Annotated in this window: 19 protein-coding genes; 18 read left to right on the top strand and 1 reads right to left on the bottom strand. The window is 40.4% G+C overall.

The window, feature by feature from the left end; translation table 11 throughout:
• The first annotated feature begins 1,035 nt into the window (after window positions 1-1,035).
• From purS to ilvA, 10 genes are all read left to right on the top strand, one after another.
• Window positions 1,036-1,281: a phosphoribosylformylglycinamidine synthase subunit PurS gene (gene purS / locus J2Z32_RS05930; protein WP_210088260.1), complete on the top strand. Its 246-nt coding sequence runs from the start codon at window positions 1,036-1,038 to the stop codon at window positions 1,279-1,281.
• A 3-nt stretch (window positions 1,282-1,284) separates the two neighbouring features.
• Complete coding sequence (gene purQ / locus J2Z32_RS05925; RefSeq protein WP_210088259.1) at window positions 1,285-1,974, top strand: phosphoribosylformylglycinamidine synthase subunit PurQ; 690 nt, start codon at window positions 1,285-1,287, stop codon at window positions 1,972-1,974.
• Window positions 1,952-4,195, top strand: coding sequence for a phosphoribosylformylglycinamidine synthase subunit PurL (purL, locus tag J2Z32_RS05920; RefSeq protein WP_210088258.1), 2,244 nt, complete (start codon window positions 1,952-1,954; stop codon window positions 4,193-4,195). Before purQ ends, purL begins: the two co-directional genes overlap by 23 nt.
• Window positions 4,180-5,667 carry an amidophosphoribosyltransferase gene (gene purF, locus J2Z32_RS05915; protein WP_210088257.1) on the top strand — a complete coding sequence of 496 codons (1,488 nt, stop codon included), beginning with the start codon at window positions 4,180-4,182 and terminating at the stop codon, window positions 5,665-5,667. Before purL ends, purF begins: the two co-directional genes overlap by 16 nt.
• A gap of 513 nt (window positions 5,668-6,180) precedes the next feature.
• Window positions 6,181-7,224: a phosphoribosylformylglycinamidine cyclo-ligase gene (gene purM, locus J2Z32_RS05910; RefSeq protein WP_210088256.1), complete on the top strand. Its 1,044-nt coding sequence runs from the start codon at window positions 6,181-6,183 to the stop codon at window positions 7,222-7,224.
• On the top strand, window positions 7,224-7,835 hold the full coding sequence (gene purN, locus J2Z32_RS05905) for a phosphoribosylglycinamide formyltransferase (protein WP_210088255.1): 612 nt from the start codon (window positions 7,224-7,226) through the stop codon (window positions 7,833-7,835). Before purM ends, purN begins: the two co-directional genes overlap by 1 nt.
• Before the next feature lie 261 nt (window positions 7,836-8,096).
• Entirely contained in the window at window positions 8,097-9,644 is a 1,548-nt protein-coding gene (purH, locus tag J2Z32_RS05900; protein WP_210088254.1) for a bifunctional phosphoribosylaminoimidazolecarboxamide formyltransferase/IMP cyclohydrolase, read from the top strand.
• Window positions 9,645-9,674: 30 nt separating this feature from the next.
• Entirely contained in the window at window positions 9,675-10,952 is a 1,278-nt protein-coding gene (gene purD / locus J2Z32_RS05895; RefSeq protein WP_210088253.1) for a phosphoribosylamine--glycine ligase, read from the top strand.
• 175 nt (window positions 10,953-11,127) lie between these two features.
• Complete coding sequence (locus tag J2Z32_RS05890; protein ID WP_210088252.1) at window positions 11,128-12,060, top strand: VOC family protein; 933 nt, start codon at window positions 11,128-11,130, stop codon at window positions 12,058-12,060.
• 79 nt (window positions 12,061-12,139) lie between these two features.
• On the top strand, window positions 12,140-13,402 hold the full coding sequence (gene ilvA / locus J2Z32_RS05885; RefSeq protein WP_210088251.1) for a threonine ammonia-lyase IlvA: 1,263 nt from the start codon (window positions 12,140-12,142) through the stop codon (window positions 13,400-13,402).
• A gap of 302 nt (window positions 13,403-13,704) precedes the next feature.
• Here ilvA and J2Z32_RS05880 read toward each other — a convergent pair whose 3' ends face one another.
• Window positions 13,705-14,643, bottom strand: coding sequence for a DMT family transporter (locus J2Z32_RS05880; protein WP_210088250.1), 939 nt, complete (start codon window positions 14,641-14,643; stop codon window positions 13,705-13,707).
• A gap of 192 nt (window positions 14,644-14,835) precedes the next feature.
• On the opposite strand from J2Z32_RS05880, the gene J2Z32_RS05875 reads away from it, so the two are divergent.
• The 8 genes from J2Z32_RS05875 (at window position 14,836) to J2Z32_RS05840 (ending at window position 22,197) form a co-directional block, all read left to right on the top strand.
• Window positions 14,836-15,897 (top strand): ABC transporter ATP-binding protein, encoded by a 1,062-nt coding sequence (locus J2Z32_RS05875; protein ID WP_210088249.1) that lies wholly within the window; start codon window positions 14,836-14,838, stop codon window positions 15,895-15,897.
• Window positions 15,890-16,639: an ABC transporter permease gene (locus J2Z32_RS05870; protein ID WP_210088248.1), complete on the top strand. Its 750-nt coding sequence runs from the start codon at window positions 15,890-15,892 to the stop codon at window positions 16,637-16,639. The genes J2Z32_RS05875 and J2Z32_RS05870 overlap by 8 nt, the downstream gene beginning before the upstream one ends.
• A 36-nt stretch (window positions 16,640-16,675) precedes the next feature.
• Window positions 16,676-17,044, top strand: coding sequence for a GntR family transcriptional regulator (locus tag J2Z32_RS05865; RefSeq protein ID WP_210088247.1), 369 nt, complete (start codon window positions 16,676-16,678; stop codon window positions 17,042-17,044).
• 152 nt (window positions 17,045-17,196) lie between these two features.
• Window positions 17,197-17,895 carry an ABC transporter ATP-binding protein gene (locus tag J2Z32_RS05860; RefSeq protein ID WP_210088246.1) on the top strand — a complete coding sequence of 233 codons (699 nt, stop codon included), beginning with the start codon at window positions 17,197-17,199 and terminating at the stop codon, window positions 17,893-17,895.
• A gap of 1 nt (window position 17,896) precedes the next feature.
• A complete protein-coding gene (locus J2Z32_RS05855; protein WP_210088245.1) occupies window positions 17,897-18,661 on the top strand; it encodes a hypothetical protein in 765 nt (254 codons plus the stop codon).
• 44 nt (window positions 18,662-18,705) lie between these two features.
• Window positions 18,706-20,148, top strand: coding sequence for an erythromycin esterase family protein (locus J2Z32_RS05850; RefSeq protein ID WP_210088244.1), 1,443 nt, complete (start codon window positions 18,706-18,708; stop codon window positions 20,146-20,148).
• Window positions 20,149-20,297: 149 nt separating this feature from the next.
• Complete coding sequence (locus tag J2Z32_RS05845; RefSeq protein WP_210088243.1) at window positions 20,298-20,906, top strand: TetR/AcrR family transcriptional regulator; 609 nt, start codon at window positions 20,298-20,300, stop codon at window positions 20,904-20,906.
• Window positions 20,907-20,982: 76 nt separating this feature from the next.
• Window positions 20,983-22,197, top strand: a complete 1,215-nt coding sequence (locus tag J2Z32_RS05840) for an MFS transporter (protein ID WP_210088242.1) — start codon at window positions 20,983-20,985, stop codon at window positions 22,195-22,197.
• The last annotated feature ends 87 nt before the right edge of the window (window positions 22,198-22,284 follow it).

Below are 22,284 nucleotides of genomic sequence, written 5' to 3'. Positions count from 1 at the left end.
TTTTGACCCTCCGCTAGACACGTTTGAGGATAGAGAGAATTAAAACAGAGCTACCTGAAAATTAAGCTTGTTTCCAGTTGTTAAGTAAACTCACTCATCAGCGTAAAGCAACTTGAAGCTAAAGTAACGTGCATTTGCGGTTTTGTTAGCAAATGCCAACCTATCTACAGCATATTCAATTGCTGGAGGTGCAAAAAGTAGATTCTGCTGAGAGGCGAAAGCAGTGGCGGAAGGACAAAGGGATTGTGGAGAAGCGAAGCGGGTGCCTTTAAAAAACTAATTTTATCATTAGCATATACAATCATAAAAAAATTAGTTTTTAAGAGCACTCGAAACAACCCTTTGCCCGCAGCCCCCTCTCAGCCATATACAGCAACATCAATTGCTGGAGCATACAAATTTTGATTCTGCTGAGAGGCGAAAGCAGGGGCGGAAGGGCAAAGGGATTGTGGAGAAGCGAAGCGTGTGCCTTTAAAAAACTAATTTTATCGTTAGCATATACAATCATAAAAAAATTAGTTTTTAAGAGCACTCGAAACAACCCTTTGTCCGTAGCCCCCTCTCAGCCATATACAGCAACATCAATTGCTGGAGCATACAAATTTCGATTCTGCTGAGAGGCGAAAGCAGGGGCGGAAGGACAAAGGGATTGTGGAGAAGCGAAGCGCGTGCCTTTAAAAAACTAATTTTATCCTTAGCATATACGATCATAAAAAAATTAGTTTTTAAGAGCACTCGAAACAACCCTTTGTCCGTAGCCCCCTCTCAGCCATATACAGCAACATCAATTGCTGGAGCATACAAATTTCGATTCTGCTGAGAGGCGAAAGCAGGGGCGGAAGGACAAAGGGATTGTGGAGAAGCGAAGCGCGTGCCTTTAAAAAACTAATTTTATCCTTAGCATATACGATCATAAAAAAATTAGTTTTTAAGAGCACTCGAAACAACCCTTTGTCCGTAGCCCCCTCTCAGCCCTCAACAATCATTTTGTATAATCCAGCAACCACCACCCATTACTAGGAGGAATACGAGATTATGATTAAAGCGACCGTTTATGTCACGATCAAGCAAAGCGTTTTAGATCCACAAGGAGTAGCTGTACAAGGGGCACTTCATTCTATGGGATTTCAAGAGGTAGACAGTGTTCGTATCGGAAAATATCTCGAAATTAATTTAGATACAGATAATCGTGAAGAAGCAGAAGCGAAAGTCACTGAAATGTGTGAAAAGCTGCTCGCGAACACCGTTGTGGAACAATATCGCTTTGAATTGGAGGGCTGATTCATGAAATTCGCAGTACTCGTATTTCCCGGCTCCAACTGTGATATCGATTGCTACAAAGCAGTAGAAGATACCGTTGGACAACCTGTTGATTATGTATGGCACACCGCAACTGACTTGTCAGCTTATGATTGTATTTTAGTTCCAGGTGGTTTCTCTTACGGAGATTACTTGCGTTGTGGTGCGATTTCTAGATTTGCACCTGTCATGAATGAAGTAGCTAAAGCAGCAGAGAAAGGTAAATTTATTTTAGGGATTTGTAATGGATTCCAAATTTTGACGGAAGCAGGACTTTTGCCAGGAACATTGCTTCGTAATACTTCATTGAAGTTCCGTTGTCATGATACGGTGCTTCGTGTGGAGAACAATGAAAATCCGTTTACCTCCCATTATGCAAAAGGACAAGAAATCAATATCCCGATTGCACACGGAGAAGGCAATTACTATTGTGATGACGCAACGTTAAAAGAACTGCAAGATAACAAGCAAATTCTTTTTAAATATGTAAACAATCCTAATGGTTCGTTAGAGGACATTGCAGGAATTTCAAATAAACAAGGTAACGTAGTAGGAATGATGCCTCACCCTGAGCGTGCGGTAGATACACTGCTTGGATCAGAGGATGGAAAATTGATGTTTACTTCGATATTACAAGCTTGGAGGGATCGCCATGAGTCAGCAAGTATCCGCTAAGGAACCAACAGCACAGCAAATTGCGGAGCAACAAATTTACAAACAAATGGGTGTTTCAGATAGCGAATATGATTTGATTTGTGGATTCCTTGGTCGCAAGCCAAACTACACTGAAATTGGTGTATTTAGCGTAATGTGGTCTGAGCATTGTGCATACAAAAACTCGAAGCCATTGCTTAGACGCTTCCCTGTAACAGGTGAACGTGTACTGATGGGACCAGGTGAAGGCGCAGGAATTGTAGATATTGGCGACAACCAAGCGGTTGTATTTAAAATTGAAAGTCATAACCATCCGTCCGCAGTGGAGCCGTACCAAGGTGCAGCAACAGGCGTGGGTGGGATCATTCGTGATATTTTCTCCATGGGAGCTAGACCGATTGCATCTCTTAACTCCCTTCGGTTTGGAAAACTAGATCAACCACGTACCAAATATTTGTTCGAGCATGTGGTATCAGGGATTGCAGGTTATGGGAACTGTATTGGGATTCCTACTGTGGGTGGCGAGGTTGTTTTTGATGAGAGCTATGAAGGTAATCCGCTTGTAAATGCCATGTGCGTAGGTTTAATCGATCACGATAAAATCCAACGTGGTGTGGCAAAAGGGGTAGGTAACCCTGTCTTCTATGTCGGCCCTCCTACTGGACGTGACGGCATTCATGGTGCAACCTTTGCATCTGAGGAATTAACAGAAGAATCTGAAGCAAAACGTACCGCAGTACAGGTTGGCGATCCATTTATGGAGAAGCTCGTTATGGAAGCATGTCTTGAACTGATTGATACAGGGATCGTGCTTGGAATTCAAGATATGGGTGCTGCGGGCTTAACATGCTCCAGTGCTGAAATGGCAAGTAAAGCAGGGAACGGTCTTGAGTTATACCTTGACCAAGTGCCACAACGTGAAGAGGGCATGACTGCATACGAAATGATGTTGTCTGAATCTCAGGAACGTATGTTATTTGTGGTTGAGCCAAAGGATGAAGCGCAGGCGAGAGAAATTTTTGAGCGTTGGGGTGTCATTTGCGCCAAGGTGGGTAAAGTAACGGATGACGGTCGCTTGAAGTTAATTCATCATGGTGAGGTTGTTGGTGATATGCCTGTAACCGCACTTGTAGATGAGTGCCCAATCTATAACAAACCATCAACAGTGCCTGCTTATTATGAGCAAAATGCAACGGTAGACACACTTCGTTATGACGAAGTAAGTGATCTTGGTACAGCACTTGAGCAAGTGTTATCTTCACCAACGGTAGCAAGTAAAGCATGGGTATATAACCAATATGACTATATGGTTCGTACGAGCACAGCGGTTGCGCCAGGTTCAGATGCGGCGGTCGTAACGATTCGTGGCACACGCAAGGCGCTTGCGATGACAACAGACTGTAATGGACGTTTTGTTTACCTTGATCCTGAGGTGGGCGGAAAAATTGCAGTTAGTGAAGCGGCACGTAACATCGTCTGCTCTGGTGCAGAACCACTTGCGATTACAGATAACTTAAACTTTGGTAGCCCTGAGAAAAGTGATATTTTTTGGCAAATGGAAAAATCCGTTGATGGTATGGCAGAAGCTTGTCGCGTGTTAAGCACACCAGTTATCGGCGGTAATGTTAGCTTATATAACGAAAATGCAAAGGGTGCAATTTACCCTACTCCAGTCGTAGGTATGGTTGGACTTGTGCATGATGTTGATCATATTACGACCCAAGGCTTTAAAAATGAAGGTGATGTCATTTTAGTATTGGGCGATACTTTGGCAGAGCTAGGTGGATCTGAGTTCCAAGCCGTGGTGCATGGGGTAACAGAAGGTCGTCCACCACAAATTGATTTGGATACAGAAAAACGCCTACTTGAAACAGTATTGGGTGCAATTCAACAAGGTCTTGTGCAGTCGGCTCATGATTTGGCAGAAGGTGGACTTGCTGTTGCACTTGCAGAGAGCTGTATTAGTGGCAATGTTGGCGCTAAGGTACAACTAGAAACGAGTCTTCGTCCTGATGTTGCTTTGTTCAGTGAAACTCAGTCCCGTATTTTGTTGTCCGCATCCCCAGCGCAGGCAGCAGAGCTTGAACAATTTATTGCTTCCAGAGGTGTGCCAGTTGCTAACATTGGTATAGTGACAGGGACAACGCTAGAGGTACAAGTAAACGGCGCAGCTACATTGAACAGACCAGTTGCAGGCTTGAAGCAGGTCTGGGAGGATGTTATTCCATGTCTGATGAAGTAAAACGTGAAGTCGAACACACGCTATGGACTGGCGATTACTACAACGAAGGTACTGGGCGCGACGATATTTTTGATACGTTAAAAGAGGAGTGCGGCGTTTTTGGGGTGTTTGGTCACCCCGAAGCCGCTTCATTGTCTTATTATGGGCTACATGCGTTGCAGCATCGTGGCGAAGAAAGTGCTGGGATGTGTGTATCGGATGGCGTGAATTTTAACTATCATCGGGAAATGGGCTTAGTAAAGGAAGTATTTGACCGTGATAAGCTTTTGTCACTCCAAGGTAACCGTTCGATTGGTCATGTTCGTTACTCAACAAGTGGGGACAGTCGTATTCAGAATGCACAACCACTTATTTTCAAATATCGTGACGGTGACTTAGCTGTAGCAACAAATGGCAATATCGTAAATGCACCTAAAATTCGTCGTGAATTAGAGCAAAACGGTTCCATTTTTCAGACGACAAGTGATACAGAGGTCATTGCCCATTTAATTGCTAGATCTTCTAAGGATTTTGTTGAGGCGGCAAAAGATGCCCTTCGTCAGTTGGTAGGTGGTTTTGCTTTCTTAATTATGACCAATGACAAGCTCATTGTAGCTAGTGATCCTAACGGCTTACGTCCTATCTCGCTAGGAAGATTGGGAGATGCGTATTTATTTTCATCGGAGACGTGTGCATTTGAAGTAATAGGTGCCCAAACCGTTCGGGATATTTTACCTGGTGAAATGTTAGTGCTTGATAAGGATGGAATGCGTGAAGATCGTTACACCGAAGCAGGTCGTAAAGCGTTGTGTGCGATGGAATATATTTATTTTGCACGTCCTGACAGTGATTTGAATGGCGCTAATCTACATTCTGCACGTAAACGGATGGGGCAAATGCTAGCACAGGAATCATTTGTGAATGCAGATGTGGTGACAGGGGTGCCTGACTCCAGTATTTCCGCGGCAATCGGTTATGCCGAACAGACGGGAATTCCGTATGAGCTTGGTTTAATCAAAAATAAATATACAGGCAGAACCTTCATCCAACCAAGCCAAGAGCTACGTGAGCAAGGGGTCAAAATGAAGCTGAGCGCAGTACGTCGTGTCGTCGAAGGCAAACGTGTCGTCATGATCGACGATTCCATCGTGCGAGGGACAACCTCTCGCCGCATTGTGAATTTATTGCGTGAAGCAGGGGCAACAGAAGTGCATGTACGTATTACTTCACCGCCATTTAAAAATCCATGCTTTTATGGCATTGATACCCCAGATCGAGCGGAGCTAATCGCTTCCTCGAAAACGATAGAAGAAATTTGCAAAGAGATTAATGCAGATTCCTTAGTATTTTTAAGTAATGAAGGTTTAATCGAAGCCGTGGGCGGAGAAAACAAGGGTGATTATAAAGGCGGTCTATGCATGGCTTGCTTTGATAATGAATACCCAACCGAAACCCATTTTGATGGAGAAGAAAAATTTGGCTGTAGTTGTTAGCCATCAAGCATAATAACAGCATAATCAGTGTAAGAGAGAATTGAACTTAAAATGAGTGATTGTTATCAGACTGATAAGAAGAAGAGTGGATGACAGAGAGATTCTGGAAAAACGAAGTGTTCGCCTTTAAAGACTTTATTTTACCAATAAAATTTTTATTCATGGAATGAAGACTTTAACAGCGATTGAAAGAACTCTCTGTCCAGTAACATCTTCCTCTAACTATGTCTTACTAAATTCTCATACTCACCAGTGTAAGAGAGATTTGATCTTAAAATGAGTGGTTTCATCAGACTGATAAGAAGAAGAGTGGATGGATAGAGAGATTCTGGAAAAACGAAGTGCTCGCCTTTAAAGACTTTATTTTACCAATAAAATTTAATTCATGGAATGAAGACTTTAACAGCGATTGTAAGAACTCTCTGTACAGTAACATCTTCCTTATCAGCACTAAGCATTCGTTTTCATCAAATCTCAATAATACTTTCAACCAACTAAAGGAGCGTGCCTTTCGTGTCAGAAGCGTATAAAAATGCCGGGGTAGATATTGCAGCGGGAAATGAAGCTGTAGAACGGATGAAAAGCCATGTCAAACGGACATTTAGACCTGAGGTTATGACAGATTTAGGCGGCTTTGGTGCTTTATTTGGACTAAACAATAAAAAGTACGAAGAGCCTGTACTTGTATCAGGAACAGATGGAGTAGGAACAAAGCTGAAAATCGCTTTTGCGATGGATAAGCACGATACGATTGGCATTGATGCCGTAGCGATGTGTGTAAATGATATCGTAGTGCAGGGAGCTGAACCTTTATTTTTCCTCGATTATCTTGCTTGCGATAAAGTAATTCCTGCGAAAATCGAAGCAATTGTAGCTGGGATCGCCGACGGATGCCAAGAGTCAGGCTGCGCCTTAATTGGTGGAGAAACTGCTGAAATGCCAGGCATGTATGCCGAAGGGGAATATGATATTGCTGGCTTTACAGTAGGTGTAGTTGATAAAAGTAAAATCGTAAATGGTAGTACAATCAGTGCTGGTGATGTTGTTATTGGGCTTGCTGCAAGTGGTGTGCATAGTAATGGATTTTCTCTTGTTCGTAAAACATTGCTTGAAGATCATGGCTATAGCTTACACGATACTGTTCCAGAGCTTAACAATGAAGTGTTAGGTGAAGTGTTGTTAACACCTACAAAGCTATATGTGAAGCCAGTTTTGGCATTGCTGGAGCAAGTAAACGTAAAAGGGATGGCACATATAACAGGTGGCGGTTTTATCGAAAACATACCACGGGTATTACCTGAGGGTGTGAATGTTAATGTAGACTATGGCACATGGCCAATTCTACCAATCTTCTCCTTACTTCAACAAAAGGGAAATGTAAGCAATAAGGATATGTTTACGACCTTTAATATGGGAATTGGACTTGTTATTGTCGTAGCTGAAAATGAAGTAGACAAAGCATTATCAGCGTTGAGTAACGCAGGAGAAATGCCATATGTGATTGGCAAAGTAACAGAAGGGAAACGTGAAGTGACCTTCACAGGGATCGAAATATAATGAGTTCTCGTTACAAAATTGCCGTGTTTGCTTCAGGAAGTGGTAGTAACTTTCAAAACATTGTGAATGCTGTGGTAGATGGCAATATTCAGGGTGAGGTAAGCTTGTTAGTTAGCAATAAGCCAAATTCACGCGTAGTGGAGCGAGCACGTCAAGCCAATATTGATAGCTTTGTTTTTAATCCAAAGGATTATAAAGATCGTAGTGAATATGAATTAGAAATCGTTGCAGAGCTTGAACGTAGAGAAATTGATCTGATCGTTTTGGCGGGATATATGCTCTTAGTGACCCCAGTGTTAGTAGAGCGTTATGCAGGGAAAATGATTAACATTCATCCATCCTTGTTGCCTTCCTTTCCAGGTTTAAACGCAATTGGACAAGCGTTTGATTATGGTGTGAAGCTAACCGGAGTCACTGTTCATTTTGTTGATGGTGGCATGGATACTGGAGCAATTATTGCTCAAGAGGCTGTTGCGATTGAAGCGGAGGATACCTTGGTATCCTTGGAGTCGAAGATTCGCAGTATTGAAACGACATTATATCCTAAGGTTGTGTCATGGTTTGCGGATGGACGAGTAACCTTGGATGGTCGTAAAGTAACGATAAAATAATAATTAATAATATAAATTTTAGTTTTAACAGTGAGTGAAGCAACCCTCTGTATGTAGCGAAGCTTAACTCCTACAAATCATTTAAAAGTTAACGCCATAAATTAGTATTAAATCAGTAAATTTGTCACTCGTTGCAACTGGTTGTTTAATGATAAGTAGTTACGAAGCAAAAAGTAGTCCTTTTCGATATTTCTCGGGAAATAAATCATTTTAAATCAAAATAATAGATTAAATTAGATTTTTTAGGGAGGCGTTTGTCGCGTGGCAATCAAAAGAGCATTAGTGAGTGTATCAGATAAAACAGGTATCGTTGAATTTTGTCGTGGTCTAGCAGAACTAGGTGTAGAGGTCATTTCTACAGGAGGAACAAAAAATCTACTTGCAAAAGAAGGCGTTCCTGTCATTGGTATTTCTGATGTTACAGGTTTTCCTGAAATTTTAGATGGTCGTGTTAAAACGTTACATCCTGCGGTTCACAGTGGATTACTTGCCATCCGCGATAGTGAAGAGCACCAAAATCAGATGAAGGAGCTAGGGCTGGATTACATCGATCTTGTTGTTGTTAACCTGTATCCTTTCCAAGAAACGATTGCTAAACCAGACGTAGCCTATGAAGATGCGATTGAAAATATCGATATTGGTGGGCCAACGATGTTGCGTTCTGCGGCAAAAAACCATGCTTTTGTTAGTGTTGTGGTGGATGCGGCGGATTATGGGAAAGTGCTTGAGGAAATCAAAGTAGAAGGCGATACAACTTTAAATACACGTAAAGCATTAGCGGCAAAAGTGTTCCGTCATACTGCCTCTTATGATGCATTAATCTCTGATTATTTGTCACAAGTTAACGGTGACCCATTACCTGAACGTTACACAGTTACGTATGAGAAAATACAAGATTTGCGTTACGGTGAAAACCCTCACCAAAAAGCGGCATTTTATCGTAAGCCGTTAGCGGCACAAGATACGCTTAGCAATGCGAAGCAATTACATGGTAAAGAACTGTCTTATAACAACATTAATGATGCAAATGCGGCGCTTCAAATGGTGAAGGAGTTTACAGAGCCTGCTGTAGTTGCAGTTAAGCACATGAATCCATGTGGCGTAGGTGTCGGTGCAAGTGTATTAGAAGCTTTTGAAAAGGCATATGCTGCTGATCCCGTCTCCATTTTTGGTGGTATCGTAGCTGCAAACCGAATTGTTGATGAAGATACTGCAAACTTGCTTAAAGATATTTTCTTGGAAATTGTGATCGCACCAGGCTTTACTCAAGAAGCATTGGCGGTCTTGATCAAAAAGAAAAACATTCGTCTACTTGAAATGGGAAATTTACAAGCAGGAGTGGATCGTCAGTCGCAATTTGTTGTGACTTCGATTGATGGTGGCATGATTGTGCAAGAAAACGACGTTCATTCGATTCAAGCGGAAGATTTAAAGGTCGTTACCGATCGTCAGCCAACTGAGGAAGAGCTGAAGCAACTTTTATTTGGATGGAAAATTGTGAAGCATGTTAAATCTAATGCGATTTTATTAGCTAAAAACAATATGACTATCGGTGTTGGTGCAGGGCAAATGAACCGTGTGGGTGCAGCCAAAATTGCGATTGAGCAAGCAGGAGCAGAAGCTAAGGGAAGTGTAATGGCTTCCGATGCCTTTTTCCCAATGAGTGATACGGTGGAGGCGGCGGCAAAAGCAGGAATTACTGCGATCATCCAACCAGGTGGCTCCATTAAGGATGAGGAATCGATTGCGATGGCAAATCAGCATGGCATTGCTATGGTGTTCACAGGCGTGAGACACTTTAAGCATTAAGCAGGTCGATGTGATCATAAGGAGGAGCTTATGGATATTTTGGTGGTTGGTGGTGGTGGACGTGAACATGCGATCTGCTGGGCTTTATCTAAGAGCCCTAAGGCAAATACGATTTATTGTGCACCGGGAAATGCAGGAATCGCGGAAGTTGCTACCTTGGTTCCAATTCAGGTAAAAGAGTTTGATAAATTAGTTGAATTTGCACAGCAAAAGAAGGTGGGGTTAGTCGTCATTGGCCCCGATGATCCTTTGGTTGAAGGGATTGTAGATCACTTTGAAGCCGCAGGTATTCCGGTATTTGGACCTCGTAAAAATGCAGCTTATATTGAAGGTAGCAAAACCTTTATGAAGGATTTGTTGAAAAAATATAACATTCCAACTGCAGCTTATGAAAAGTTTGATCGCTATGAGGAAGCTTTGACTTATTTAAGGACAAGACCTGTTCCGATTGTGATTAAAGCAGATGGTTTGGCAGCAGGCAAAGGGGTTACGGTTGCTTTTACAATCGAGGAAGCCGAGCAAGCCTTGTCTAATATTATGATTGATAAAGTATTTGGTGAGTCTGGTAGCCAAGTGGTGATTGAAGAGTTTTTAGAGGGACAAGAAATGTCCATCTTAGCCTTTGTGGATGGCGAAACGGTTCGCCCCATGGTGGCAGCGCAAGACCACAAGCAAGTGTATGACGAGGATAAAGGTCCAAATACAGGTGGAATGGGGACGTATTCCCCTCTTCCACATATAGCAGATTCAATCATTGAAGAAGCAGTTAAGACTATTATCGAGCCTACAGCAAAAGCGATGGTTGCTGAAGGTCGTCCATTTAGAGGTGTATTATTTGCAGGCCTGATGATCTCACCAGATGGAACTCCAAAGACGATTGAATTTAATGCACGTTTTGGTGACCCCGAGACACAGGTTGTTTTGCCAAGATTACAAAGTGACTTAGTAGAAATTTTCTTAGCTGCTATCAATGGTACGTTAGATCAGATTGAAATCAAGTGGAGTAATGAAGCCGCAGTTTGTGTCGTATTAGCCTCAGGTGGTTACCCTGCTTCCTATCCAACAGGAGTTCCGATTAAAGGTCTTGAAGCAGTAAAGGCAGCTCATCCATCTAGCCTAGTATTCCACGCGGGCACAGCTAAACATGAAGCTGGTGAATTCGTAACTAACGGTGGACGTGTGCTTGGTGTTGTTGGCTTAGGTGAGGACATTATAGCCGCACGCGAGCAAGCGTACAAGATTGCTAAGGAAATTGATTTTGAGGGCAAGCATCAGCGGAGTGATATTGCGCTGAAGGCGTTGGTGTAAAGGGAAAAAAAGACAAGATAAGGGAAAAGATTAAGACTACTTATAATCACATTTTGCTGTTTTTAGGCTATGTGGTTAGAGTAGTTTTTTTCCATCTACTTTATTTCTCCGTTTAACATCTCCAGAGAACTCCCTTATAATAAGGGTAGTTGTGTTAGTCAGGGGGAAAAGGGAAGTGCCAGTTACATTAGGAATACATCATATTACTGCAATGGTGAATGATGTTCAGGAAACGGTAGATTTTTACGCAGGTGTGCTTGGATTAAGACTTGTAAAGCGGACGGTTCATTATGATGCACCTGATGTGTATCATTTATTTTTTGGGAATGAGGAAGGTAGTCCGGGTACAATCATTAGTTTTTTGCCACAGGAGCAGGCAAGCCAAGGCATGTTAGGTGGAGGGCAGGTGGGGATCACTGTTTTTACTGTCCCTATGGGAAGCTTGTTGTTTTGGCGTAAGCGATTATCGTCCTTTGAAATTAAAGTAATGGAAAATAAGCGTTTTGGCGAGCAGTATATTACGTTTACAGATAATTCTGGACTTATTATTGAAATGGTAGAGCGCGAGCAAGGTCCAGTGAGCTGGTGGTCTACTCGTGGCATTCCACAAGAACATGCCATTAAGGGCTTAGGTGGCGTGATGCTTTTTAGTAAAAATAGTGAAGCAACAAGTGAAGTGTTAACCTCGATTTTAGGCTTACAGCTCATCGGGGAGGAAGATGGGGTTGTTCGTTTTCATGCAGAAGGCGAATTAGGAAATGTCATCGATCTTAGTGTAGAAAACATGCCTGCGGGTAGATTTGGGGCAGGTGTTGTTCATCATTTGGCATGGCGAGCAAGTAATCAATATGAGCAAGAGGATTTTTGTGCTATGATTGAGCATAATCATTTGCAATACACTGGCATTGAGGATCAGATTTATTTTAAAGCGATGTACTTTAGGGAGCCAGGTGGTTTGTTGTTTCAAATTGCCTCAGAAGAGCCAGGCTTTACCTGTGACCAAGAGGTTGGTGACCTAGGGAAGGAGCTTATGTTGCCTGAAGAGCTGGAAACGAAAAGAACCTCGATTGTGAGAAGGCTTCAGCCCTTTGTACTTAGGGAATTATAATAGATTGTACAGTATGGGCAATGGAGCAATAAATAATATACAGCATAATACAGCATAAAAAGTGAGGGAGTCAGAGAAGATGAGTCAGACTGAACATGTAACGGTAGGAATGGAAGATATCATTAAGGCACATCATGTGCTTAAAGAGGTTATAAAGCGTACTCCCTTGCAATTGGATGCGACGTTGTCAGCAAAATATAACTGTAAGGTGTATTTAAAGCGTGAGGATTTACAAGTGGTACGCTCCTTTAAAATTAGAGGGGCTTACAACATGATTCGTAGCCTTACACCAGAAGAATTGGCAAAAGGAATTGTATGTGCAAGTGCAGGAAATCATGCCCAAGGTGTGGCATTGTCTTGTCATGCCCTTGGGATTCAAGGTGCGATTTATATGCCGAGCACAACCCCTAATCAGAAAGTTAAGCAGGTTAAACGTTTTGGTCAGCAAAATGTAGAAGTGATTTTAACTGGGGATACATTTGATGATGCCTATGCTGAGGCGATGAAAGCGTGTGATGAAGGAGGAAAAACCTTTATTCATCCGTTTGATGATCCTAAAATTGTGGCGGGTAACGGTACAATTGGAATGGAAATTATGGAGAGCCTAGAAGGGTCTGCGGATTATGTATTTGTAACGATTGGCGGGGGTGGATTAGCTTCTGGTGTTGGACGTTATATGAAAACGATGAGTCCCTCAACAAAAGTAATTGGCGTAGAGCCTGAAGGTGCTGCTTCTATGACGGAAGCCTTGAAGCAAAAACAGGTCGTTACCCTTGATCAAATAGATAAGTTTGTGGATGGCGCGGCTGTTAAGCGTGTAGGACAGTTGAATTATGAAATTTGTAAGGAAACATTAGATGAAGTTGTGACGGTTCCTGAAGGAAAAGCATGTACAACCATTTTGGAATTGTATAATGACAGTGCGATCGTTGTTGAGCCTGCGGGTGCATTACCTGTATCTGCGCTAGACCAATATAAGGAGCAGATTGAGGGCAAAACCGTCGTATGCGTCATTAGTGGTGGTAATAACGATATCGATCGGATGCAGGAAATGAAGGAGCGTTCTCTTATTTACGAGGGGCTTAAGCATTATTTTGTCGTTAATTTCCCACAACGTGCAGGTGCGCTTCGTGAATTTTTGGAGAAGGTGCTTGGTCCGAACGATGATATTGCAAGGTTTGAATATACGAAAAAGCACAATAAAGAAAATGGTCCTGCGCTGGTTGGTATTGAGCTTTCCTGTAAGGATGACTATGCTGCGCTGATTAAGCGAATGGAGAAATACGGTGTTGTTTATACTGAGCTCAACCGTGATTTGAATTTATTTAATTTATTGATTTAGTTGAATTAAAGGTTCTGTTTATAAATCAGTACTTGACAATGGCTTGAAGCAAGAAGCTACGATCCAGAGTGTTCTTACGATTGTTGTTAAAACCATATTCCTTTGTATTGAAGTAAGTATAGGAGAGAATTTGATTTTAAGAGACAATCTTCAGAATCTCCCTGTCTCTTCGCTAGTTTGGGTAAAATGTCAAGTACTGATGTAACAAAAAACCAATATAGACAGCTTATTATGGGGTTAGTCCCTTTAGATAAGACAGTCGTATTGGTTTTTTTTATTAGAGTGTAAGTCTAAACCATTTATTATTCATGTTTTACGCCAGTGACCACAGTCCCAGAGCCTAGGTTTGAAGGAGCCATAACATATGTCTTTACCTTCCTATGTTTCTTTCTATGCTCCAACCATTCTGAAGCAAATATCCCTGCTATAACGAATAATGCTCCAAAATGGCCTTGTAGTGTTAATCGTTCACCTGCAAAGCTAAAAGCAAATATTGCAGCAAATAACGGCTCTAAGGCGTACATAATCCCAAGCTGAACAGGCTTAATATATTGTAATGCTATAGCTTGAGCGATAAAGCAAAACGCACCACATATGACACTGAGTGCGAATATAGCCACCCAGCCATCCATTGTCTGAGGTAAGGTTGGAGACTCAAAGAGCAATGAGAAGATAAGTCCGTATATCGCTGTAAAGCCTAATGATAAAAGTCCTACAGAGATTGAATCTACCTTTTTCACCATTTCCCCCGATACTAAAATATACAGCGCATTAAGGATCCCACCAGCCATACATAAAATATCACCTGGATGCATGCTTAACTCATTGTTTAAGGTAAGTAGCGCAATGCCAACAATGGCTAATAAACAACCAAATAGTTTACTTTGCTCTAATTTCTTATGAAACATAATCCTATTTAACAGTGGTGTAAAAATAACGGTAAGACCGACTAGAAAACCTGCATTAGAAGTGCTGGTCGTCTTTAAACCAAATAAAATAGACGCTACGACGCCAAACAAGATCATCCCTAGTAATGCGCTAAACCCAAGCATTTGCTTGTTAAAATGTAGCCTGAGACGTTTCAAGAAAAAAGCGCCAGCAATTAGAAAAGCAAGACTAAAACGTAAAGCAATGAGGTTAAATTCACCAATAGATTCTAGTCCCATCTTCATAAATAAGTAGGACGATCCCCATCCAAGTGTTACGAGCAAAACAAGTAAACTAGCTTTGTTAGCATTCAACTTTCATACGCATCCTTTAAGCAATAGAGTGTGTGGAAGTGTAGAGTGATAAGATGCGCTCTTCATTTTCCTTAAACAGTATACTTTAATTTTCTTCACCTGAATATTGAATTTTTTAGGTTATTTCGCTTTACAATATCAATATACTAGTGTACTATTTAACTATAACAGTAATACTAATGAGGTGAAGGTATGAAAAAACAGTTAGAGTTTGGGAAGTTATCAAGTGATTCAAACCATCTGAAGCTTGTGAATAATGTCAACGATGTGCATCAAAATGGTGCTATTAATGTAAATAATACAAATGATCATCATTTTGCTAATCATGCAGATATCGTGCTTGAAGTCGATCAGTTGTCGAAGCAAATTGGAAAACGTAAAATCGTAGATCGGTTGTCTTTTAACATTAAGAAGGGGCAAATTGTTGGTTTGCTAGGTCCAAATGGGGCTGGGAAAACAACGACGATTCGGATGATGGCTGGTCTAATTGGGATGACCGAAGGGGATGTACGCATTCATGGTCATAGTGTACGTCACTCGTTTTTAAAAGCAATTTCTTATGTTGGTGGAATTATTGAAAATCCTGAGTTTTATAGCTATATGTCAGGGTATGATAATTTGAAGCAATATCAGCGCATGAGTCCAGGGGTGACAGAGTCAAGAATTAAGGAAGTTTTGAGATTAATGGGACTTGAGGATGCGATGCATAAGAAAGTAAAGACCTACTCCTTAGGAATGCGCCAACGGTTAGGGATTGCCCAAGCTTTGCTCCATAAACCTTCTATTCTTATTTTAGATGAACCTACCAATGGATTAGATCCTGCTGGTATTCGTGAAATGAGAGATTATTTGAAAAAGGCCGCAAAAGAAGAAGGGCTTGCCGTGTTAGTATCCAGTCACCTTTTGTCCGAAATTGAGTTGATGTGTAATGAGGTTGTCGTGATACAGCAAGGGAAGCTGGTTACGGTGAAGCAGTTAGGTGAAGCGGCTCAAGTAAGGGAAGATGTTAAGCTAAGCTTACGTGTAGATCAGTTAGTAAACACAAAAACATTAATTGATTGTGCTCAAAATATGACAGTATTACATGTTGACCCAGAGCATGGAGAGTTAATAATTCAAATGCAAGATGCTGAGATTCCAAAGCTTGTACATTTGTTGGCAGCGCAAGGGATTGGTATTTATCGGATTCAAGAAAGTCGGGAAACGCTGGAAGATGAGTTCCTAAAATGGACTGGAGGTGAGATGCATGTCTAATTTTAATAACTTAGTCATTAATGAATGGCTCAAATTATTTAAAAAGCGTAGCTTTTTTATTCCATATGCCATAGTGACTGTGATCGTAGCCATTGTGTCATATTTTATAGTGGGCAGACAAATTGATTTTAATTTTTATATGAGTAATGCATTTTCAAAACAGACCTTTGTCACCTTTTTAACGATGTTAACTATTATTGGGACTGCAGGTATTGTGGCCTCAGAATATAGCTCTGGCACGATTAAATTTTTATTAATTCGCACACAAAGCCGTACTAAAATTTTAGCCTCTAAATATGTTACTGTGTTGCTTTACATGTTTTCTATATACGTATTTACCTTTGGCTTAACACTGGCTTCAGCACTACTATTTACAAACTATAATGCAAGCTCGATACAATGGGGTGCACTTGGAAGTACACTAGGTTATGCGTTAGTTTATACATTAGCTTATACGACAATCGCCTTTATGGTTGGCATTTTAACACGCTCATCAGCAGCTACGATAGGGTTAGGCATTTCGTTAATTGCTTTTGAAGGTTTGTTTTTATTCCTATTTTCTAAATATGAAATCTCTAAATATTTTATCCTGACGAACTTAGATTTAAGTATGTATAAAGAAGGCGCCAGACCCGTTTTCGCTGGGATGACACTGAATTTCTCCTTATTAATAATTTTTGTGTATCTTGTCTTGTTTCTTGCTACAAGCTTTGTTACGTTTAAAAAACGTGATGTTTCGTGATGGGAGCATTACACAAGGAAAGGAGCAAGCTGCATTGTGAGTATGGAATTCGATAATAACCTACCGATTTATTTGCAAATTATGAACAAAATTAAACGAGATATTGTAACGGGCACCTTAAAAGCTGGAGATAAAATTCCTTCTGTTAGAGAGCTGGCAGTAGAGCTGCAAATTAATCCAAATACGATTCAGCGTACATTTCAGGAGTTGGAGCGTGAGCAAATTGTGGAGACACGAAGAGGATTAGGAAGATATGTGACAAGTGAGGAAGCTAAAATTATGAATATTAAAAAAGAAATGGCGAGTGAGTTGCTAGAGGGCTTTATTCATGGCATGAAGGATTTGGGCTTTTCGGAGCAAGAGATTGTGAAGCTTGTGTCAGAAAGTGCGACCGACAAACGCTAAGAGAAGATAGTGTCGCAACAGATAGATAGTGTATAGATTGCTCCAAACAGAAATGCGAGAGAAATTCGGAACGATTCATCTATTGAAGAACTGAACTCTTGAAATATTGAAACAAATGAAAAAATTGAGAAATGAAGGATTGGGGGATAAAGATGGCAGAGCATTTGTTAGAGCTAAAAAATATAACTAAAAAGTATCGGGGCAAAACCGCCTTGTCTGACGTGAGCTTAGGCATTGGAGCAGGTAAAATTGTTGGACTGCTTGGTACGAATGGCAGCGGTAAAAGTACGCTTATGAAAATAGTAGCAGGTCTGATTCAACCTTCCAACGGTTTGGCTTATGCAAATGGAGTTAAGGTAGGTCTGGAAACGAAATCAAGCATTTCATTTATGCCAGACCACCCGTTAACAGAACCATGGATGAGGGTAAAGGATGCGATCGCATTTTACGAGGATTTTTATGAGGATTTTAATAAAGAAAAGGCAGCTAACATGCTTGCTTTCATGAATTTAAATCTAATGGATAAGGTGAGTACATTATCTAAAGGGATGAATGAACGTCTACAACTCACATTGGCAATGTCTAGAGATGCGAAGCTATATTTGCTTGATGAACCCATTGGAGGCGTTGATCCGATCGCTAGAGACAAAATATTGGATGCGATCCTTGAGTTTTATAACGAAGATAGTAGCATGATTATTTCCACACATTTAGTGAAGGATATTGAGCGGATTTTTGATGAGGTTGTATTTATTCGTGAAGGCAGTATTGTCATGCAAGAGGAAGTAGAGAGCTTACGACTTAAGCATGGTAAAAGTGTGGATGATATGTTCAAGGAGGTATTTGCATAAAATGCTTAAGCTATTGAAATATGACCTTAAACGTAATCTAAATACATTTGCAAGTCTATTTGCATTACTTATCATTTTGCAGGGTGCTGTAACCATCATCGGAAACACACGTCATTGGGATGATGTGATTATCGTATTTCTTATCCTAATGTTATATGCGCTAACTGGGGCGATGCTAGGAATTATGAGTGTAAATACGTACCGCAAAAACATTAAGTCATATAGTCGAAGACTTGTGCCCAAAAGACCGATCTGGCATGTGATATCTAGCTTGATATTAGGACTTGCTGCTGAGTTTGTATTGCTAATTATTATGCTTGTCCATACTCTAATATATTTAAGCTATGTTGGTGACTTAAACCGAGTGTTTAACTCCATTTCTATCTCATTTTCGGGTGGCGTATCGATCGTTGTGCAATTTGTTTTATTTTTCACTTTTATGTATTGCGCTATTGTATTGTCAACTACGATCGCAGCAAGTATAAAAGGAAAAGTAGGCGTATGGGTGGGGATTGGTTCGTATTTTGTAATTCAAATTATTTTATGGAAAGTAGAAACGATGATTCTTTCTGTCCTAGGATTTGATAGTGACTCCCCATTCCTTTTTATAAGAGAGTCTGAAGTAGTAGGTACTACCAGTCGTGCTGTTTTTAGTATTAATGGTCAATTAAGTGGAAGCGTAGCTTCGGTTATTATAGAATTCTTCTTTATAGCTTGCATGTTGTATGCGACATCCTGGTTACTTCGCCATAAGGAGCAGGTGTAATCAGGAACGTTGCGGTGAGAAACAGAAAAGGAGATTATTAAATTATGATAATTAGTAATTCCAAATGGATAAGTAGTAAAATCATCGTTTGCTCAATTTTAAGTATGTCATTACTGTCAGCGCCTTTAGTGGTGTCGGCAAGCCCCGGAGATCAGCTACAAGCATCACAAGCCCAAGGCAAAGCCACATCAGAATGGTGGCAAAAAAATGCACATCCCATTCCAATAACTGAGGGTAACGAAGCGGTTGATTTTAGTTTTCTTAAGCCGATTTTGCAAAATAAAAGGGTTGTGAGCTTAGGAGAGAACTTTCATCGTGTGAAGGAATATAGCAGTGTGAAGGTGGCAATGATTAAGTACCTCCATGAGGAGCTTGGTTATGATGTCATTGCATTTGAATCGGGCATGGCAGATGCTGCGGTTGTATCTGAAAATGCCACTCAGCTAGATGCAGATGTAATGATGGGGAGCTCTATTTTTCCTGTATGGCATTCAGAAGAAACTTTGGAGTTATTCCAGTATATCAAGGAGCAAGCTAAAGGCGATCATCCGTTGTACTTAGCAGGCTATGATATGCAATTTACTAGTTACGTTTTAACTAATGTCATTAGTATGACCTTAGCTAAGGTGGATGAACAGCAAGCAAAAAGCTTCAAGGATACAGACTTGCAGGCTATACAAGAGCTATATGCCATTCTTAATAAAAACGGTACGCTAGAGCAAAGTTCAAATAAGCAAGCTTACATTAAGGAAGCTAAAAAGTTAATTAACAAATATGTACCAGAGTACAAAAAGAGTATCAAATTTATGAAGGATCACCACAAGCAGTTATCTGCCTTATATCCCGATAATCCACATATGATTAATATTATGATTCGATCGATGTATGACCGTATTTCCTTTTTACGTATGATCACCTTAGAAGATAAGGCATCTTATGAGTTCCGTGATCAATTCATGTTCAACAATCTCCAATATTTAATGAATACCGTTTATAAGGACAAAAAATTTATACTATGGGCACATAACGATCATTTATCTAAAAATACATCTAAAAGCGAAATATTGGAGCAAGGGAAATGGAACACTAGCTTTAACAGTTTGGGAGAACGATTGCATCATCAACTTCAAGATCAATTGTATGTGGTTGGGCTTTTTATGAATCAGGGAGCTAGCGTTGCAATTACTTCCATGACGCCATTTAAGATTGAACCTCGTCCTGCGGGTAGTCTTGAACATACGATTATGCAAAGTGGGTATGACAATACATTTGTAGATTTGTCTGCACATAAGCAAAAGGATGAACTTAATGCTTGGATGTTTGAGCCGATTTATGCATCTGAGGATGGGTTAACGGCTGAGGTCATTAGTTCAAATGTGATGCGATTTGTACCAAAGGAACAATTTGATGGGATTATTGTTGTAAATCAGGTTTCAGCACCTACCTCGCTTAAAGAACATACTGAAGGTGAAAGTGACCATAAATAGGTAGATAATATAGATAAAAATAAAGAAATAGAAAATAGAAATAAATATAAAATAGATATGAAAAGTTTAGATCTTAGATATTGGATATTCCACTATTAAAAATATTGTGTTATAATTGGACCAATTGGTCTAGTTATGGGGGCGTATGTATGAACCGAGTACGTTCAGATGGGGAAGAAACAAAGCGAAGAATTTTGGATAAAACTTCTCAGTTAGTTATTCAAAAGGGCTATAGTATCTTTACGATGAATGAAGTATGTGAAGCTGCAAAGGTCAGCAAGGGGAGTCTATATCACCATTTTCCAAGCAAAGAGGAATTATTCCTTTATGTCATTAAGGATGACACAATGCGTTGGCTTGATGAGTGGAATCAAATGAAAACCAGCTTTACAAATATTGAAGAAAAGTGGTATGGATTTGCCGGGTATTATGCTAGTGATTTTCAAAATCCTTTGCTTCGTGAAATTGAAAATTTCGAACGTGGACGAGAAATAAGTGAAGATGTTAAACAACGTTTATTCGAAATTTGTTATTTAGGTTCACAGGCTTGTCGTGAGCTTGTGGTGGAAGCGCTGGAGCAAAATTATTTTCCGCCTAACGAGGTTGAGTATTATGTCGTATTAATTACTGCGATGCTTGAAGGGATTGGTAAGGTAAACGAAATGACAAGGGCTAATATGTCGCTTTCTCAATTGCAGCAGCAATATAGGCAAGCATTGTCTGTATTATTAAATGGAATTCGCGCCGGAGCTTCTTAACGGCGTTTCTTTTTAAGTTTAAGTAGACCGTCTAGTCAGTCCAATTAGCAATTTATTAATGGGGGAATACAAATTTATGTCTTTACTTCGTAGAAATCGAGGCGCATTATTGCTCCTCATGCTTAACATTTTTATCGCATTTATGGGAATAGGGTTAGTGATTCCGATTATGCCAAGCTTTATGAATGAGCTTCACATTAGTGGTCAAATTGTTGGCTTGCTAGTTGCGGCCTTTTCATTAACACAATTTTTAGTGTCCCCATGGTCTGGGCGATTATCTGACCAAATTGGTCGTAAAAAGATGATGATTATCGGTTTACTTATTTTTGCACTTTCAGAATTTGTGTTTGGATTAGCGAATGATGCTTGGTTATTGTTTATAGCGAGGTTCCTTGGAGGAGCTGGAGCGGCATTTATTATGCCCGCGGTTATGGCTTATGTTGCGGATATAACGACTGGAGAAGAGCGTGCCCAAGGCATGGGCTTTATTAATGCTGCAATTACAACTGGATTTATTATTGGTCCTGGGATTGGTGGATATATTGCGGAGTTTGGTATTCGTGTTCCGTTTTATTTTGCGGGTGTAGCGGGTATTGTGGCTGCTTTAATTACGATTTTTATTTTGCCCGAATCACTCACTGCGGAAAAAAGAGAGGAAATTAGAACCAATTCAAATTCAGCTCGTGAAAGCTTGTTTTCTCAGTTAATACGTTCTTACCGTGAACCTTATTTTATTAGCCTTGTGATCGTTTTTGTCATGGCGTTTGGCTTGGCTGAATATGAAACGGTGTTCGGATTGTTTGTGGATCATAAATTTGGCTTTACCCCTACAGATATTGCGTTTGTCATCACGTTTGGCTCAATCAGTGGTGCGGTGGTGCAGCTTACCATATTTAGTTGGTTACTTAATAAGTTCGGAGAACACAAGGTAATTGCAACCTGCCTACTCGTGGCTGGCTTATTTATTTGCTTAACTTTATTTGTAAGTGGTTTTTGGATGATTGTCGCTGTGACGTTTACCGTATTTTTAGCGATCGATATTTTAAGACCTGCTGTGGGAACACAAATGTCAAGAATGGCGGGGGAAAATCAAGGTTTTGTTGCGGGCATGAATTCAGCGTATACGAGCCTAGGTAACATTATTGGACCGATTATCGCTGGAGGTTTATTTGATATCGATATTAATTTACCTTACGTTGTAGCGGCTTCAATCCTTTTGTTATGCTTTGTGTTGGCATTATACAGTCGTAAAGTGATGGTTAAGCTTCAGTCTGGCGTGAAAAACGGTTAATAGAGAAATCAGACCGGTTAAGGGACTTAAATAAAACCCCTAGCTACTATAAATTCTGAAAAGAGTTTGCAGTAGCTAGTTTTTTTT

Origin of the sequence: Paenibacillus turicensis (assembly GCF_017873435.1) — a bacterium.
Classification (GTDB): Bacteria; Bacillota; Bacilli; order Paenibacillales; family Paenibacillaceae; genus Fontibacillus; species Fontibacillus turicensis.
This window is presented reverse-complemented; position numbering and strand designations above follow the sequence as displayed.